Below are 16500 nucleotides of genomic sequence, written 5' to 3' on the forward strand. Positions count from 1 at the left end.
CTTAGCCCTGCAAAAAAAAGCGGAACGCCGGGTTGTCGGTTTCATCGTGGCAGTCATAACCCAGCGCCTGCAGGTGCTGCTCAAACTCGGGTTCGGTCTGCGACAGCTCAAAACCTGCCAGCACGCGGCCAAAATCGGTGCCGTGGCTGCGGTAGTGAAACAGTGAAATATTCCAATGGGTGCCCAACGTCTGCAAGAACTTCAGCAGCGCGCCCGGCGACTCCGGGAATTCAAAGCTGTACAGACGCTCGCGCAACGGCTTCGAAGGACGCCCCCCCACCATATAACGCACGTGCAGCTTGGCCATTTCATCGTCGGACAAGTCCACCACCTGATAACCATCGGCCTGCAGTTCATCGATGATTTCCAGGCGTTCGGCATGGCCGCGCGTCAGGCGGACACCGACGAAAATACAGGCGTTATCGGCATCGGCGTAACGGTAGTTGAACTCGGTGACCGAGCGCCCGCCCAGCAGTTGGCAAAACTTCAGGAAGCTGCCTTTCTGTTCCGGAATGGTGACCGCCAACAGGGCTTCGCGTTGTTCACCCAGTTCGCAGCGTTCCGACACATAACGCAAACCGTGGAAATTCAGGTTGGCGCCGGACAACACGTGCGCCAGACGCTCACCCTGGATGTTGTGCTGCTGCACATACTTTTTCAGCCCGGCCAGCGCCAACGCACCGGACGGCTCGGCAATGGCGCGCACGTCTTCAAACAGATCCTTGACCGCGGCACAGATGGCGTCGCTGTCGACGGTGATCACGTCGTCCAGGTATTCCCGACACAGGCGGAAGGTTTCGTCACCGATGCGCTTTACCGCCACGCCTTCGGCAAACAACCCAACGCGGGCCAGATCCACCGGTTGCCCGGCATCCAGCGCCGCGCGCAGGCAGGCGGAGTCTTCCGCCTCCACGCCGATCACCTTAATCTGCGGCATCAGTTGCTTGATCAATACCGCCACGCCCGCCGCCAGACCGCCACCGCCCACCGGCACAAACACCCGGTCGAGATGCGCGTCCTGCTGCAGCAGTTCCATCGCCAACGTGCCCTGCCCGGCGATCACCGTTGGGTGGTCGAACGGCGGCACAAAGGTCATGCCCTGCTTGAGTGAAAGCTCTATCGCTCTGGCCTTGGCTTCATCAAAGTTGGCACCGTGCAACAGCACTTCGCCACCAAAACCGCGTACCGCATCCACTTTGATGTCTGCGGTGGTCACCGGCATCACGATCAGCGTTTTGATCCCCAGCCGTTTGCCGGAATAGGCCACGCCCTGCGCATGGTTGCCGGCCGAAGCCGTCACCACGCCGCGCGCCTTTTGCTCTTCGTTCAGACTGGCGATCATCGCGTAGGCCCCACGCAGCTTGAAGCTGTGCACTGGCTGACGATCTTCGCGCTTCACCAAAATAGTATTGCCGAGGCGCGAAGAGATTTTGCTCATTGTCTGCAACGGGGTGACCTGAGCCACCTCGTAAACCGGCGAGCGAAGTACCGCTCGCAAATACTCCGCGCCACAGGGGGCGTCGGGTAGGGGTTGCGATACCGCCATGGTGCTTAGCCTCCCAGCTTGCTCTTGTCACGTACTGCGCCTTTGTCCGCGCTGGTCGCCAGTGTGGCGTAGGCGCGCAGAGCGAAGGAAACCTGGCGCTCACGGTTTTTCGGTGTCCAGGCCCGATCGCCACGCGCCAGTTCAACTTCGCGGCGTGCCGCCAGTTCGCTGTCGCTGACATCCAGTACCATGCTGCGTTTTGGAATATCAATGTCGATCATGTCGCCGTCTTCGATCAGCGCAATCAGGCCACCGCTGCCCGCTTCCGGAGAAACGTGGCCGATTGACAGGCCCGAGGTGCCGCCAGAGAAACGACCGTCGGTGATCAGCGCGCAGGCTTTACCCAGGCCCATGGATTTCAGATAGGTGGTCGGATAGAGCATTTCCTGCATGCCCGGCCCGCCCTTCGGCCCTTCATAGCGGATCACTACCACGTCGCCGGCAACCACTTTACCGCCGAGGATCGCTTCCACCGCGGTGTCCTGGCTTTCATACACTTTGGCCGGGCCGCGGAAGGTCAGGTTGTCTTTGTCGACACCGGCGGTTTTCACAATGCTGCCGTCCAGTGCCATGTTGCCGTACAACACGGCCAAGCCACCTTCCAGGCTGAAGGCATTTTCCAGCGAACGGATACAGCCTTCTGCGCGATCATCGTCCAGCGTGTCCCAACGGCAATCCTGCGAGAACGCCTGGGTGGTACGGATACCCGCCGGGCCGGCGCGGAACATTTTCTTCACCGCTTCGTCCTGGGTCAGCATGATGTCGTACTGATTCAACGTTTCCGTCAGCTTCAGGCCCAGGATGTTATCGACGTCGCGATTCATCAGACCCGCACGATCCAACTCGCCCAGGATAGCCAGTACGCCACCGGCACGGTGCACGTCTTCCATATGGTATTTCTGGGTGCTTGGCGCCACTTTGCACAGGTGCGGAACCTTGCGCGACAGACGATCGATATCTTCCATGGTGAAATCAATTTCACCTTCCTGAGCCGCTGCCAACAGGTGCAATACGGTGTTGGTCGAGCCGCCCATGGCGATGTCCAGCGTCATGGCGTTTTCGAACGCAGCCTTGTTGGCAATGCTGCGTGGCAGTGCGCTTTCGTCGTCCTGCTCGTAGTAGCGCTTGGTCAGCGCAACGATGCGTTTACCGGCGTTGAGGAACAGATCCTTACGGTCAGCGTGGGTTGCCAGCAGCGAGCCGTTACCCGGCTGGGACAGGCCCAGGGCTTCGGTCAGGCAGTTCATCGAGTTGGCGGTGAACATACCGGAACAGGAGCCGCAGGTCGGACAGGCGGAACGTTCGATCTGTGCGCTGTCGGCATCGCTGACGTTCGGGTTGGCACCCTGGATCATGGCGTCGATCAGGTCCAGCTTGATTATTTTGTCGGAAAGCTTGGTCTTGCCGGCTTCCATCGGGCCGCCGGAAACGAAAATCACCGGAATATTCAGGCGCAGTGACGCCATCAGCATCCCCGGGGTGATTTTGTCGCAGTTGGAGATACACACCATCGCATCCGCGCAGTGGGCATTCACCATGTATTCAACCGAGTCGGCGATCAATTCGCGCGACGGCAGGGAATAGAGCATGCCGCCGTGGCCCATGGCGATACCGTCATCCACCGCAATGGTGTTGAACTCTTTGGCGACGCCGCCTGAGGCTTCGATCTGTTCTGCAACCAGTTTGCCCAAATCACGCAGATGCACATGGCCCGGAACGAACTGGGTAAATGAGTTGACCACCGCAATAATGGGTTTGCCAAAATCGTCGTCGGTCATTCCGGTCGCGCGCCATAATGCGCGGGCACCCGCCATGTTACGGCCGTGGGTGGTGGTGGCGGAACGGTACTTAGGCATGCTCTTCACTCCAAATGTATTCATTGCAGGCGGCGAACGAACCGCCTGGATATTCTTATCTGTCTGTCGATTTACCCTCTGCATTTCAATCTGCAGCTAGCAACGCTGCAGGTTGAAAGGCGACGGGTAAATTATGGATTTACCGGATCCAGCCAACCGTACTTGTCTTCGGTCTTGCCGGTAAACAGGCCAAAGAACGCCTGTTGGATCTGTTTGGTCACCGGGCCGCATTTACCAATGCCGACCTTGATGCCGTCAACGCTGCGTACCGGGGTAATTTCTGCGGCGGTACCGGACATGAACACTTCATCGGCCAGATACAGCGACTCGCGCGACAGCACTTGTTCACGCACTTCGAAGCCCATGTCTTTTGCCAGCTTGATGATGGCATCGCGGGTGATACCCGGCAGCGCGGAAGAGGTAAACGGCGGGGTGAACAGCACACCGTCTTTCACTTCAAACAGGTTTTCACCTGCGCCTTCGGAAATATAGCCGTGCACATCCAGCGCGATCCCTTCCTGATAACCGTGACGGCGTGCTTCACTGCCCACCAGCAGGGAGGAAAGATAGTTACCGCCGGCCTTGGCCGCGGTTGGGATGGTGTTTGGTGCTACACGGTGCCAGGACGAAACCATCGCATCGATGCCTTGATCCAGCGCCTCTTCACCCAGGTACGCGCCCCAAGGAAACGCCGCGATAATCACGTCTGTTTTGTAACCGTCCGGCGGGTTAACCCCCATGCCGACGTCACCAACAAACACCAACGGACGAATATAAGCGCTGCCCAGATTATTTTTACGCAGCGTGGCGCGACAGGCTTCCATCAGCTCATCAACGCTTTGCGATACCGGCATACGGTAGATTTTTGCCGAGTCATGCAGGCGTTGCATATGCTCACGGTGACGGAACACCACCGGACCTTTATGGGAGTCGTAGCAACGGACCCCTTCAAACACCGAAGTGCCGTAATGCAACGCATGCGACATCACGTGCACTTTGGCGTCAGCCCAAGGAACCATCTCACCATTGAACCAAATGTAATCGGCTTTCTTCGTCATTGTTATTTATCCTTCTCGCGCGTCAGGCGCGTATTTGTTGTGATGTTTGTTGCTGGATCTCAACGCAGGAGACATCCATCAGTTTGCTCAACTGAGATGACAGTAGATCCACCGGGCGCTGGCTGGCAACGGTCAATTCAATATTAATCTTGTCGGTATTTACCGCCGAAGCCATATTCATAGCACAAACCTGAAAGCCACGATGACGCACAACGCGCAATACGCGCTCTAACATTTCAGGGCGAAAGCGGGCCTGGATCGAGAGTTGATGCTGCATCATGATATTTTCTCCAACATGGTTTCGTTTCCGGCACCCGGCGGCACCAGCGGCCAGACGTTTTCAAGTTCATCAATCGACACGTGCAACATATAAGGCCCTTCGCTATTGAATAAGGCGTCGAGCGCTTCTGCTACCTGGTCTTTGCGGGTGATACGCTGGCCGGGGATGCCAAAGGCATTGGCCAACATCAGGAAATCGGGGTTATCGGAGAGATTGGTTTCGCTGTAACGCCCGTCAAAAAACAGTTGCTGCCACTGGCGAACCATTCCCAAACGCTGGTTATCCAGCAAAACGATTTTCAGCGGTAACTGTTTGCGTTTGATGGTGCCCAGTTCCTGCACGTTCATCATGAACGAACCGTCACCCGATACGCAGACCACCGTATCCTCCGGGCGGGCCATCTGGGCGCCAACCGCGGCCGGAACGCCAAAACCCATGGTGCCCAAACCGCTGGAGGTGATGAAATTCTCCGGACGTTCAAAGGTCATGTGCTGTGCGGTCCACATCTGGTGCTGGCCCACGTCGGTAGTGATCACGCTGTTGGCCGGCTTGCGCTCAGACAGCTGCTTCAACAGCAGCGGTGCGTAGATCGGCTGGCCCGGATGGTCATAACGCCAGCTATGGGTTTCTTTCAGTTCAACCACTCGCTGCTGCCAGCCAGCGATATTCAACGGCTGCTGCAACGCCGGTAACAAGGCTTTCAAATCGCCCTGCAGCGCTACGTGCGCCTGGCGCAGCTTGCTCATTTCCGCCGGGTCGATATCCATGTGGATCACCTTGGCATGCGGGGCGAAAGCATTCAGTTTACCGGTTACGCGATCGTCAAAACGCGCGCCAACGGCAATCAACAAATCGCACTCCTGCACCGCCAGGTTGGCGGCTTTGGTGCCGTGCATCCCCAGCATTCCGAGGTAGTACGGCTGCTCAGCGTCCGGTGCGCCCAGCCCTTTTAGCGTGGCAACGTTAGGCATTTGGGTCACCGCGATAAACTCACGCAACGCCGGTACCGCCTGCGCCATGCCAACACCGCCGCCGACGTACAGCATCGGTTTGTGCGCCTGCGCCAGCAATTCGACGGCCTGCGCCAGCTCCGCTGCCGGGTAATGCAGTTCTTCCACTACCGGCATCAGGTGCGGGTGTAATTCACCGTGCGCCAGTTGGATGTCTTTCGGGATATCGATCAGCACCGGGCCAGGACGACCGCTGCTGGCGATGGCGAAGGCTTCCGCCATGATGCCCGGCAACGCATCCAGTGATTCCACCAGGAAGCTGTGTTTGGTGCAGGCCAGAGACAGGCCGAGGACATCGATCTCCTGAAAGGCATCGGTACCAATCAGTGCTGAACCTACCTGGCCGGTGATCGCCACCAGCGGAACAGAATCCAGCAGCGCATCGGCCAGGCCGGTGATCAGGTTGGTAGCGCCGGGGCCGGAAGTGGCGATACAAACGCCCACCTTGCCGGTTGAACGGGCATAGCCAATGGCCGCCATCGCGGCGCCTTGCTCGTGGCGGCACAGCAGGTGTTCCACACCACCGTCATACAATGCATCGTAGACCGGCATGATTGCGCCACCCGGGTAGCCGAATACCGTATCAACTCCCTGTGCACGCAACGCTTGTACTACCCACTGAGCCCCGTTCATAGTTATTTCCCCGCCTTACTTCGACAGCTGCAGGATTTTGTTCTGTTATTCATATTGTTATCCTCGATTCACTTTTCTCTTGCCAATAAAAAACCCCCGGACCTTTCGGTGCGGGGGTTCTCTTGCGATTCCGGCTTGTTTTCTAAGCCATTCTTCGTCCAAGTGCAGCCCCGCACGGTGGGATAATAATCACCACCACGCTAATCACGACTAGGCTAATCACTTGGGCAAAGGCTTTCATAATAGGTTTGTTCACTGTGCTCGTTTCGAACTAATGCCTACAGAGGTACCATAGTCCCGCGCGGCATGACAACACTTTTTTTGCGTTATTATTCGGCGCAACCTGGTCATACCTCGTGCAAAATGCCCGGATTTCAAACGTTAGCCTGCACGCCCGGAGATTTAGCTTCACCCGAAATCGCCTTGCCGTGTGTGTCCTTGCCCAGGAACACCAGTAGCGCAATGACGATCGCCACCGTGCCGGCGATAATCGCCATCGCCAGGCCATAATTATGGCCATGATGTTCGGCAATGGTCGCCTGCAGCGTGGCGTTGACCGAAGCAATCAGGTTGCCCAACTGGTAAACAAACCCTGGCAGCACCGCACGGGTATTGGCCGGCACCAGTTCGGTGAGATAAGTCGGTATCACGCCCCAGGCCCCCTGCACCATGAACTGCATCAGGAAGGCGCCAATCCCCAACATCAGTGAGCCGCTGGAAAATGCCCACAGTGGGATCACCGGCAATGCCAATAACGCGGCAATGATAATGGCCTTACGGCGGCCGATTTTTTCCGACAGCGAACCAAAGAAAACGCCGCCAATGATTGAAGCGATGTTGTAGCTAATGGCGATGATACTGACGGTTTTAGGATCGAAACCGTGCTGAACTTTTAAAAATACCGGGTACATATCCTGGGTGCCGTGCGAGAAAAAATTGAATGCCGCCATCAGTAACACCAGATAGCCGCACAGCTTCCAGTGACTTTTCAATACCGGCAGCAGGGCACTGCTTTCCTTGCGTTCACGTGCCGCCAGCCATACCGGCGATTCCTGCACGCAGTAGTAAATAAACGGCAGCAGCAAAATCGGCGCCGCACCGATCACGAACATACCTCGCCAGCCAACCACCTCAAACAGCAGGCCGTACACCACCGCCGCCAACAGATAACCAAAGGGATAACCGGCCTGGAAAATCCCCGACATAAGGCCACGCGAGCGATCCGGAATGGTCTCCAGCGCCAGCGACGAGGCTACGCCCCAGATCCCCCCCATCGCCACGCCGTACAGCACCCGCAGTAACAGGAATACCGTCAACGACGGCGCCGCTGCGGACAACAGTTCAAAGATCGAGAAAAACACGATATTCAGCATCAAAATCGGTTTGCGGCCATACTTTTCCGCCGCCCGGCCGAAGATCAGTGCGCCAATAGGTCGCACCGCCAGCGTCAGCAAGATAGCCAGCGTGACCTCCTCCATGCCGACATGGAAAGATTGCGCAATATCGCTGAGCAGAAAGACCAGCACGAAGAAATCGAAAGCATCAAGCGTCCAGCTTGAAAAGCTGGCGATGGCTGCATTGCGTTGCAGCGGAGTCCAACCAAACATAGTGTTATCCCTACTCTGGAATACGAGGTGATGAGGTTTAGCGGCTGCCGCAGCGGAAGGCGACGGCGGTCGGAGTTTGTTAACAAAGTGATTTTTATTTTGCTCAATTGTTAAATACACCCATTAACCCTCTCACTGCAACTTGGTTAGCTTGCTAATTTGTTGCAGCATTCACGTAATTGTTAAGGGGTATTGCCGCCACTTGCGCAGTGCTGCACAAAAATTCGTTATCCCTATGAAATTCATTATTTTAATTACGATTTCCCACGCAAATTCTCCAAGGTTACCGTGCCATGGCAGGGCCTTTGTCGCATCATGTTGCCTACAGCAAGGAGAGCAATATGTCACTGGCGATTATCTATACCCGTGCCACGCTGGGGGTTCAGGCCCCTTCGGTTACGGTGGAAGTGCATATCAGCAACGGGCTACCCGGTCTGACCATGGTCGGCCTGCCAGAAACCACGGTGAAAGAAGCCCGCGATCGGGTACGTAGCGCATTGATCAATAATGGCTTCACCTTTCCCGCGCGGCGTATCACCGTCAATCTGGCACCGGCCGATTTGCCCAAGGAAGGTGGGCGTTACGACCTGCCGATCGCTTTGGCGATCCTCGCCGCCTCCGAACAGTTACCGGCCGATAAACTGGCTCGTTATGAATTCCTTGGGGAGTTGGCGCTATCCGGCGCACTACGGGGAGTCAGTAGCGCGATACCCGCCGCGCTGGCCGCAATGGAAGCGGGCAGGCAGTTGATTCTGGCTGCCACCAATGGCCGGGAGGTGGGGTTGATTACCCAGAGCGAAACCCTGGTGGCAGAACACCTGCTGGAGGTGTGCGCCTTTCTGCTGGGTAAAGGGGACTTACCGATAGCCAGCGCGCCGCCGGCAACGGATATCACGCAGGAACCTGCCGACCTGCAAGATATCCTGGGCCAGGAGCAGGCTAAACGGGCGCTGGAGATCGCCGCGGCCGGGGGCCACAACCTGCTGCTGGTCGGCCCACCGGGAACCGGGAAAACCATGCTGGCCAGCCGTTTAAATAGCCTGCTGCCCCCGCTGACCGACAAAGAGGCACTGGAAAGCATCAGCGTCGCCAGCCTGCTGCATCACCCTGCGCAAGCGCTGCCATGGCGACAGCGGCCGTTTCGCGCACCGCATCACAGCGCCTCGATGGCCGCGCTGGTTGGCGGCGGCTCGCTGCCGCGGCCGGGTGAAATTTCCATGGCGCACAACGGCGTGCTGTTTCTTGATGAGTTGCCCGAATTCGAAAGGCGAGTGCTGGATGCCCTGCGTGAACCCCTGGAGTCCGGCGAAATAGTCATTTCACGCGCTATGGCCAAGGTCTGCTTTCCGGCCAGAGTGCAGCTGATCGCCGCCATGAACCCCAGCCCCACCGGGCATTATCAGGGCATGCATAACCGCGCGTCCCCACAACAAATCCTGCGCTATCTCGGCCGGCTTTCAGGGCCGTTTCTCGATCGCTTCGATTTATCGATTGAGGTGCCCCTGCTGCCGCCGGGCGTGCTGAGCAAACGACGCATCGCCAGTGAAAGTAGTACCCAGGTACGCAAGCGGGTGCTGCTGGCACGCGAAAGGCAGCTTAACCGTTCAGGGAAGATCAACGCCCTGCTGAATAATCACGAGGTAGAGCGAGATTGCGCATTGAGCGAGGCGGACGCAGATTTTCTTGAGACCACGTTAAATCGATTGGGGTTATCGGTTCGCGCCTGGCAACGGATTTTAAAAGTGGCTCGCACACTGGCGGATTTGGCGGGAGATCGGGATATTGATAAACGCCATTTGAGCGAAGCGCTTGGCTATCGCAGTATGGATCGCCTGTTGCTGCAACTGCACCGCAGTCTGGAATAAAAATGGGGCCCAAAGGCCCCATCGTTATCAATCGTCGCTGTCGGTGTAATCTTCCACCGCGTCAGCCTGCGGCTTGCCGCCGGACAGGGTATGGAATTTTTTCGGGCGACGTGTGCGCACCAGATATTTAGCCCATACTTTTTCCTGCTCGGTAACCGGCTCACGCTCACCATGGCACACTGCGACGAACAACTGTTCTTCTTCAGTGACCGGCTGACGTTTGCCCGCGTCCAGCTCATTGAACGCATACCCGAAACGCTCTAGCAATTGCGCTTCTTTAATGGTGAAATCGCCGTGACGGGAGAACCCGCGAGGATAATGTTTATTATCAAAAAAACGATTGGTCGTGGTGAAGCTATCCGCCATCTGACACGCTCCTAATTCTCTCATGGCCGTGCTGTTTATGGCGCGGAGTATTAGATAGGCTTGACATTGTGTAAAACAAAACATTTAAATCTTAACGATAAAAATTTCTGGAGATGGGTGTGGATACCGAATTACTGAAAACCTTTTTGGAGGTCAGTAGAACGCGTCACTTTGGCCGAGCCGCAGAATCCTTGTACTTAACGCAGTCTGCCGTTAGTTTCCGTATCCGCCAGTTAGAAACCCAATTGGGCGCGAATTTATTCACCCGACATCGTAACAATATCCGTCTGACACCAGCAGGGGAGCGGCTTCTGCCCTATGCTGAGAGCCTGATGACGACCTGGCAATTGGCGAAAAAAGAGGTGGTGCGTTCGCTGCAACACACTGAATTGTCCATCGGTGCCACCGCGTCATTGTGGGAAGCTTATCTGACCCCGTGGCTGCAATCGTTGTATCAACAACGCGAAGCGTTACAGCTGGAAGCCAGGGTGGCGTTACGGCACTCTTTGGTAAAACAGCTGCATGAAAGACAGCTCGATTTGCTCATCACCACCGAACCGCCAAAGATGGATGAATTGGCCAGCCAGCTATTGGGCAATTTCTCGCTGCGGCTGTTCTCCTCCACCCTGCGTGATAAACATGCGCCAATGCCGTATATCAAGCTGGAATGGGGGGCGGATTTTCATCAGCAGGAGAGCCGTATGCTGGAGGGGGATAACTTGCCGGTACTCACCACAACCTCCGCCCACCTGACCCGACAACTGCTGGAAACCACGGGCGGTTGCGCCTTCCTGCCCAGCCAATGGGAGAAGGACTACCCGCAGTTGGCCGCCATTGCCGACATCCCGCCGATAATCCGCCCGCTGTACGCCGTTTGGCTGCAAAATAGCGATCAACAGCCGCTGATCCGGCAACTGTTGAAAATACCTTTAAATACTACGGCATGAGGCATTATAACGGCGTTAAGCGAGGATGCCGGGGTTTGGTTCGTCTACCGAGCCAAAACGCGCTCATCGCCTTCTGAAGGCCGATAAAGCCGAACAACAGAATGCCGATGACAATTTTGGTCCACCAGGAGCTGAGTGTGCCGTCGAAAGTGATGTAACTCTGAATCAGCCCCTGGATCAGCACGCCAAACAGCGTGCCTAATACGGTGCCGACTCCACCGGTCAACAAGGTGCCACCAATCACTACCGCAGCAATGGCATCCAGCTCGACCCCGCTGGCCGCCAGCGCGTAGCCCGCTGAGGTATATAACGAGAAAATAATCCCGGACAACGCAGCCAGCGTGCCTGAGAGCATATAAATCAGCACCGTGGTCCGTTGCACGGGTACCCCCATCAGCGCCGCAGACACCCGATTACCGCCGATGGCGTAGACGTTGTGACCAAATCGGGTGCGGTGCGCCAACACTATGCCGACCGCCACCACCATTAACATTACCAACGCCAACAGCGTGAAACGGCCGCCGCCCGGCAGTTTCCAGGCGTAGTTCGCCAGCGTCGCGTACAAAGGGTGATCGATGGGGATCGACTCTTCCGAGACGATAAAACTCATGCCACGCACGAAGAACATGCCGGCCAACGTGATGATAAACGCCGGTAGCTTCAACACATCGATGATCCAGCCCATCAGTGCGCCAAATGACGCCCCCATCAGCAGCGCAATAACAAACGCATAACCAGGGGCAATACCGTAGGTTCCAATCAATTTGGCCAATAGCACCCCGGTAAAGGCGATCACCGAGCCGACCGACAGATCAATACCGCCGGAAAGGATCACAAACGTCATGCCTACCGCGACGATGCCAAGAAAGGCGTTGTCGGTCAGCAAGTCACACCACACCCGCGTTGAGGCAAAGCTGGGGAACTGAGTAAGACAAAAACCATAGCCCAAGAGGAACACCAGGACGGTCATCAACAGTGGCAGATTACGCTTGATCATGGCCTTTTTCTCCTAAGCAGTTGACGCAACGAAACGCTGGGTGATTGCACCATCAGCACCGCCAGCACCACGATCGCTTTCAGTACCAGATTAAACTCCGGCCGATAGCCGGAGAGCAGAATACCGGTATTCATCCCCTGAATAATCAATGCCCCCACCACCGACAGCAGCAGGTTAAAACGCCCCCCCAGCAATGAACCACCGCCAATCACCACCGCCAGGATCGCATCCAACTCCAGCCATAGCCCGGCATTGTTGGCGTCTGCACCCCGGATATCCGCCGTGACTATGATCCCGGCCACCGCTGCACAGAGCCCGCAGATCACATATGCCGCCATCACCACCCAGCGCGTACTGACCCCCGCATTGCGGGCCGAGCGCAGATTGATGCCCACAGCTTCGATAAACAGCCCCAGCGCCGTTTTACGCGTCAGCAGCCAGATCAACAGCAGCATCACTGCGGCAATGATCGCCGGCAGCGGCAAATACATCAGTGCGCCGCTACCGAGCCACGCCAGCCCTTCTCGTTCAAAGGTGACGATTTGTCCTTCGGTGATCAGTTGTGCAATGCCACGACCGGCCACCATCAGCATCAGCGTGGCGACAATCGGTTGTATCTGCAGTACCGCCACCAGAAAGCCGTTCCACAGGCCACACAGCGCTCCGGCCGTCAAAGCAGCGGCCAGCACGTACCCCAGCGGATAACCGGCACTGGTCAAGGTTGCAGCCGTGGCACCGGCTATCGCCATCACCGCCCCCACGGAAAGGTCGATACCCCCGGTGGCGATCACTAACGTCATACCCAATGCCAATAACGCTACCGGCGCGCCACGGTTAACGATGTCGATCACGCTACCAAACAGTCGGCCGTCCTGAATGTGGATGGAAAAGAAATTCGGGGCGACCAGGCTGTCGATCAGCAAAATCACCGCCAGCGCCCCCAGTTGCGTTGCCCCAGCGGGGAACACCCATCTGACCTTGCGTGGCCCACCGGACATGGAAAAACTCCTGAGGTTCATTCAACCCCCTGTTGCGCGGCAATCGCCTGCATGATTGCAGGCACCGTAATGGCGTCATGTTCAAGCTGCGCCACGTGCTTCCTGTCGCGTAGCACCAAGATACGATCGGCATAACCCGCCAGCTCTTCCAGTTCGGAAGAAATCACCAGCAGCGCCAGCCCTTCATCACAGAGTTTTTCAATTAAACGAATGATTTCAGCATGTGCGCCAACGTCTATTCCGCGTGTTGGTTCATCCAGGATCAAAAAACGCGGTTTGGTCGCCAACCAGCGGGACAGCAACACTTTCTGCTGATTGCCACCGGACAGATATTGGATCTGCTGTTCCGGCCCCGGAGTGCGGATGCCCATCAGCTGGATATAACTCTCGGCAATGCGGGTTTGTTCCCGCAGCGATAACGGTTTTAACCAGCCGCGTTGCGCCTGCAGAGCCAGAATAATGTTTTCCCGCACCGTTGCAGCGCCGACAATCCCGTCGGTTTTACGGTCTTCAGGGCAATAGCCGAAACCGAGACTGGCAGCTTTGCGTGGCGTGCGGATATTCACCGTACGGCCCTCGACTTTGGCATTACCGCTATCACAAGGTTTGATGCCGAATATCAGCTGAGCCGTTTCCGTGCGCCCCGATCCCAGCAGGCCGGCCAGGCCAACTATCTCGCCCGGACGTATTTGCAGATCAAAGGGTTCAACCATGCCACGCCGCCCGTAACCACTGAATTCGACCAGCGAGGGCGCTTCAGTTAGCCCGTGTTCGCCGCGTTTGAGTAGTGATTCGTCAAAGGCATGGCCAAGCATCATCTGTACTAACTCCAGGCGCGGTAAATCAGCGGTAACCTTGGTGCCCACTAACTTACCGTTGCGCAGTACGGTGATGCGATCGCAAATGCGGTAAACCTGATCAAGGAAGTGGGTGACAAAGATCATCCCCATACCCCGGGTGCGGAGCTGGCTGAGAATCCCCAGCAGCATGCTGACTTCTTTAGCATCCAGACTGGCAGTTGGCTCATCCAGGATCAGGACTTTGGCTGACAGGTCGACCGCCCGCGCGATAGCGATAATCTGCTGGATCGCAATGGAGTAATTCCCCAACGGCTGGCTGACATCCAACTGTAATCCATACCCCAATAAAAGTTCTTGGGCCTGGCGCAGCAGCTTTTTTTGATCAACCAGGCCAAAGCGCGTTGGCTCTCGACCAATGAACAGATTGGCTGCCACCGAGATGTTCGGCAGCAGGTTAACCTCCTGATAAACCGTACCAATTCCCAGCACTTGCGCCTGTGCGGTGCTCTGTGGGGCTATCGCACGCCCCTCCAGCAGTATCTCACCGGCGGAACGCTGATAGACCCCGGTTAACGCTTTGATTAACGTGGATTTTCCCGCGCCATTTTCACCCAGCAACGCCATGATCTCTCCGCGCTGCAACGTGATATCAACCTGCTCCAGCGCTTTAACGCCAGGAAACTCAACGGATAATCCCTTAATCGCCAATAACGTGGTCTGAGATGTGTCCATCTTCTGTCCCGCCGGTAAGTGGATTAATAACCCATACTTTTCTTCAGCTCGAATTCCTGTTTCGCGGTATCTGGCTGCAGCAGTTTCGATTCAGTCTGGATAAACTTCGGCGGCTGAGTGCCATCTTTCTTCATCGCCAACAACGCATCGAACGCCGGGCCAGCCATATTCGGCGTCAGTTCAACTGTGGCATTAGCTTCACCATTCATCATCGCTTTGAATATGTCAGGAACACCGTCGATAGAGACAATTTTGATCTGTGAGCCCGGTTTTAAACCCGCCTCTTTGATTGCCTGAATAGCACCAATCGCCATATCGTCGTTATGCGCATACACCGCACAAATATTTTTGCCGTTTTGCTCGGCCTTGATAAAGCTTTCCATCACTTCTTTGCCCTTGCTGCGGGTAAAGTCGCCGGATTGCGAGCGGATGATTTTAACGTTGGCAGCGGTGGCTATGCCGTCGGCAAAGCCTTTCTTGCGGTTAATGGCGACGCTGGAGCCCACGGTCCCCTGCAGTTCCACCACGTTACAGGGCTTGCCAGCGACCTCTTTCACCAGCCACTCTCCTGCGACTTTACCTTCATGCACGCTGTCGGACGCCACGGCTGCGGTATACAACGAGGGATCGTTCACTTCGATCATCCGGTCGAGCAGGAATACCGGGATCTTGGCCTCTTTGGCCTCTTGCAGTACCGGGGTCCACCCGGTTGCGACTACCGGTGCAATGAAAATGGCATCAACACCCTGGGCGATGAAGGATCTGACCGCTTTGATCTGGTTTTCCTGTTTTTGCTGCGCATCGGCTATTTTTAACGTAATACCGCGTTTTTCCGCTTCCTGTTTCGACACCTTGGTTTCGGCAGAACGCCAGCCCGATTCCGAACCAATCTGAGAAAAACCGACGACCAGCGGTGCCGCCTGTACCGTACTTATCAATGCGCCAGTGATGGCGGCCGCTAACAGCAGACGTTTAATCATGTTTGTGTTCTCCCCGCACTGCCCAGGCATCAGGCGGCCTCAGGCAGTGGTAACTGTTGTTGTGTATGCTGCATATTTTTCTGGTGAAGTGGGTATCCAAAGACTCGGACACCCATTAGGTGTAGTCGAAAATCAGGCAGGAATAATGAGCGGCATCACATCACGGGAGAACAACCATTTTGTACATGGATCCAGCTAAAAATGTCTAAATTTGGAACAGTTTCGGCAGGGTTTTTAGGCAATTTATCAGAGGAATAGCGAAGATTAGGGAAAGTTGAAAGCAAAAAAACCCTTCGCTTTCGCAAAGGGTTTCTAATATGGCAGGGGCGGAGAGACTCGAACTCGCGACACCCGGTTTTGGAGACCGGTGCTCTACCAACTGAGCTACGCCCCTAAATCATGCTTAACATTATGCCTGCTAAAGTTAGCAGGCATAATTTAAATAAGTGGCGGAACGGACGGGGCTCGAACCCGCGACCCCCTGCGTGACAGGCAGGTATTCTAACCAACTGAACTACCGCTCCACCGGTTCTTTCACGTTACATCTTTCGATGTTGCAAAACCGCACTTGGCGATCCTGCTCATTATCGGGTGTCAAGGCCGATAACGTTTAATTGATGCCTGGCAGTGTCCTACTCTCGCATGGGGAGACCCCACACTACCATCGGCGCTACGGCGTTTCACTTCTGAGTTCGGCATGGGGTCAGGTGGGACCACCGCGCTATTGCCGCCAGGCAAATTCTGTTTCATTCTCGGCCGTCATTCTCATGACCACCAGAACCAATCTCGGAACTTCGCTGAAAATCTCTCAAATCAAAACACTTT

At 56.2% G+C, this 16500-nt stretch carries 14 protein-coding genes, 2 tRNA genes and 1 rRNA gene; 2 read left to right on the forward strand and 15 right to left on the reverse strand.

The features are described 5' to 3' along the window. Position 1: 1 nt before the first annotated feature. From ilvA to OCH02_RS19075, 7 genes are all read right to left on the reverse strand, one after another. Complete coding sequence (ilvA, locus tag OCH02_RS19045; RefSeq protein ID WP_017894394.1) at positions 2 to 1546, reverse strand: threonine ammonia-lyase, biosynthetic; 1545 nt, start codon at positions 1544 to 1546, stop codon at positions 2 to 4. A gap of 5 nt (positions 1547 to 1551) precedes the next feature. Further along, entirely contained in the window at positions 1552 to 3402 is a 1851-nt protein-coding gene (gene ilvD, locus OCH02_RS19050) for a dihydroxy-acid dehydratase (RefSeq protein WP_012147431.1), read from the reverse strand. A gap of 131 nt (positions 3403 to 3533) precedes the next feature. Beyond that, positions 3534 to 4460: a branched-chain amino acid transaminase gene (locus OCH02_RS19055; protein WP_261432539.1), complete on the reverse strand. Its 927-nt coding sequence runs from the start codon at positions 4458 to 4460 to the stop codon at positions 3534 to 3536. 22 nt (positions 4461 to 4482) lie between these two features. Beyond that, positions 4483 to 4740: an acetolactate synthase 2 small subunit gene (gene ilvM / locus OCH02_RS19060; RefSeq protein WP_135318471.1), complete on the reverse strand. Its 258-nt coding sequence runs from the start codon at positions 4738 to 4740 to the stop codon at positions 4483 to 4485. Then, complete coding sequence (gene ilvG, locus OCH02_RS19065; protein ID WP_261432540.1) at positions 4737 to 6383, reverse strand: acetolactate synthase 2 catalytic subunit; 1647 nt, start codon at positions 6381 to 6383, stop codon at positions 4737 to 4739. The genes ilvM and ilvG overlap by 4 nt, the downstream gene beginning before the upstream one ends. Positions 6384 to 6525: 142 nt before the next feature. Further along, positions 6526 to 6624 (reverse strand): ilv operon leader peptide, encoded by a 99-nt coding sequence (gene ilvL, locus OCH02_RS19070; protein ID WP_015962288.1) that lies wholly within the window; start codon positions 6622 to 6624, stop codon positions 6526 to 6528. A gap of 133 nt (positions 6625 to 6757) precedes the next feature. Then, complete coding sequence (locus tag OCH02_RS19075; RefSeq protein WP_261432541.1) at positions 6758 to 7990, reverse strand: MFS transporter; 1233 nt, start codon at positions 7988 to 7990, stop codon at positions 6758 to 6760. A gap of 341 nt (positions 7991 to 8331) precedes the next feature. On the opposite strand from OCH02_RS19075, the gene OCH02_RS19080 reads away from it, so the two are divergent. Beyond that, positions 8332 to 9855 (forward strand): YifB family Mg chelatase-like AAA ATPase, encoded by a 1524-nt coding sequence (locus tag OCH02_RS19080; protein ID WP_261432549.1) that lies wholly within the window; start codon positions 8332 to 8334, stop codon positions 9853 to 9855. A gap of 27 nt (positions 9856 to 9882) precedes the next feature. Here the strand turns inward: OCH02_RS19080 and OCH02_RS19085 are convergent, their stop codons facing one another. Then, the gene (locus OCH02_RS19085) at positions 9883 to 10221 is read right to left on the reverse strand and encodes a DUF413 domain-containing protein (protein ID WP_085119975.1); all 339 of its coding nucleotides are present in this window, start codon (positions 10219 to 10221) and stop codon (positions 9883 to 9885) included. A 119-nt stretch (positions 10222 to 10340) separates the two neighbouring features. Here OCH02_RS19085 and hdfR point away from each other — a divergent pair, with 119 nt between their 5' ends. After that, positions 10341 to 11168: an HTH-type transcriptional regulator HdfR gene (gene hdfR / locus OCH02_RS19090; protein WP_026142584.1), complete on the forward strand. Its 828-nt coding sequence runs from the start codon at positions 10341 to 10343 to the stop codon at positions 11166 to 11168. Between the two features lie 4 nt (positions 11169 to 11172). On the opposite strand, the gene yjfF is transcribed toward hdfR, so the two are convergent. The 7 genes from yjfF to rrf all read right to left on the reverse strand — a co-directional run bounded on the left by yjfF (position 11173) and on the right by rrf (position 16410). Further along, positions 11173 to 12165: a galactofuranose ABC transporter, permease protein YjfF gene (gene yjfF, locus OCH02_RS19095; RefSeq protein WP_012147439.1), complete on the reverse strand. Its 993-nt coding sequence runs from the start codon at positions 12163 to 12165 to the stop codon at positions 11173 to 11175. Next, complete coding sequence (gene ytfT / locus OCH02_RS19100) at positions 12162 to 13163, reverse strand: galactofuranose ABC transporter, ATP-binding protein YtfT (RefSeq protein WP_261432542.1); 1002 nt, start codon at positions 13161 to 13163, stop codon at positions 12162 to 12164. The genes yjfF and ytfT overlap by 4 nt, the downstream gene beginning before the upstream one ends. Before the next feature lie 17 nt (positions 13164 to 13180). Continuing rightward, positions 13181 to 14695, reverse strand: coding sequence for a galactofuranose ABC transporter, ATP-binding protein YtfR (ytfR, locus tag OCH02_RS19105; RefSeq protein ID WP_261432543.1), 1515 nt, complete (start codon positions 14693 to 14695; stop codon positions 13181 to 13183). Between the two features lie 23 nt (positions 14696 to 14718). Continuing rightward, on the reverse strand, positions 14719 to 15675 hold the full coding sequence (gene ytfQ / locus OCH02_RS19110) for a galactofuranose ABC transporter, galactofuranose-binding protein YtfQ (RefSeq protein ID WP_012147442.1): 957 nt from the start codon (positions 15673 to 15675) through the stop codon (positions 14719 to 14721). A 318-nt stretch (positions 15676 to 15993) separates the two neighbouring features. Continuing rightward, positions 15994 to 16069: transfer RNA gene (locus OCH02_RS19115), tRNA-Trp, on the reverse strand. 53 nt (positions 16070 to 16122) lie between these two features. Further along, positions 16123 to 16199, reverse strand: a tRNA-Asp gene (locus OCH02_RS19120). 95 nt (positions 16200 to 16294) lie between these two features. Further along, positions 16295 to 16410 (reverse strand): 5S ribosomal RNA (rrf, locus tag OCH02_RS19125). Positions 16411 to 16500: the final 90 nt, after the last annotated feature.

Source organism: Serratia quinivorans (assembly GCF_946227985.1).
Classification (GTDB): Bacteria; Pseudomonadota; Gammaproteobacteria; order Enterobacterales; family Enterobacteriaceae; genus Serratia; species Serratia quinivorans_A.

What these genes read in the sequence shown, in the direction of transcription:
- ilvA (WP_017894394.1), bottom strand. Translation starts at nt 1,546, where the DNA reads ATGGCGGTATCGCAACCCCTACCCGACGCCCCCTGTGGCGCGGAGTAT.
- ilvD (WP_012147431.1), bottom strand. Translation starts at nt 3,402, where the DNA reads ATGCCTAAGTACCGTTCCGCCACCACCACCCACGGCCGTAACATGGCG.
- OCH02_RS19055 (WP_261432539.1), bottom strand. Translation starts at nt 4,460, where the DNA reads ATGACGAAGAAAGCCGATTACATTTGGTTCAATGGTGAGATGGTTCCT.
- ilvM (WP_135318471.1), bottom strand. Translation starts at nt 4,740, where the DNA reads ATGATGCAGCATCAACTCTCGATCCAGGCCCGCTTTCGCCCTGAAATG.
- ilvG (WP_261432540.1), bottom strand. Translation starts at nt 6,383, where the DNA reads ATGAACGGGGCTCAGTGGGTAGTACAAGCGTTGCGTGCACAGGGAGTT.
- ilvL (WP_015962288.1), bottom strand. Translation starts at nt 6,624, where the DNA reads ATGAAAGCCTTTGCCCAAGTGATTAGCCTAGTCGTGATTAGCGTGGTG.
- OCH02_RS19075 (WP_261432541.1), bottom strand. Translation starts at nt 7,990, where the DNA reads ATGTTTGGTTGGACTCCGCTGCAACGCAATGCAGCCATCGCCAGCTTT.
- OCH02_RS19080 (WP_261432549.1), top strand. Translation starts at nt 8,332, where the DNA reads ATGTCACTGGCGATTATCTATACCCGTGCCACGCTGGGGGTTCAGGCC.
- OCH02_RS19085 (WP_085119975.1), bottom strand. Translation starts at nt 10,221, where the DNA reads ATGGCGGATAGCTTCACCACGACCAATCGTTTTTTTGATAATAAACAT.
- yjfF (WP_012147439.1), bottom strand. Translation starts at nt 12,165, where the DNA reads ATGATCAAGCGTAATCTGCCACTGTTGATGACCGTCCTGGTGTTCCTC.
- ytfT (WP_261432542.1), bottom strand. Translation starts at nt 13,163, where the DNA reads ATGTCCGGTGGGCCACGCAAGGTCAGATGGGTGTTCCCCGCTGGGGCA.
- ytfR (WP_261432543.1), bottom strand. Translation starts at nt 14,695, where the DNA reads ATGGACACATCTCAGACCACGTTATTGGCGATTAAGGGATTATCCGTT.
- ytfQ (WP_012147442.1), bottom strand. Translation starts at nt 15,675, where the DNA reads ATGATTAAACGTCTGCTGTTAGCGGCCGCCATCACTGGCGCATTGATA.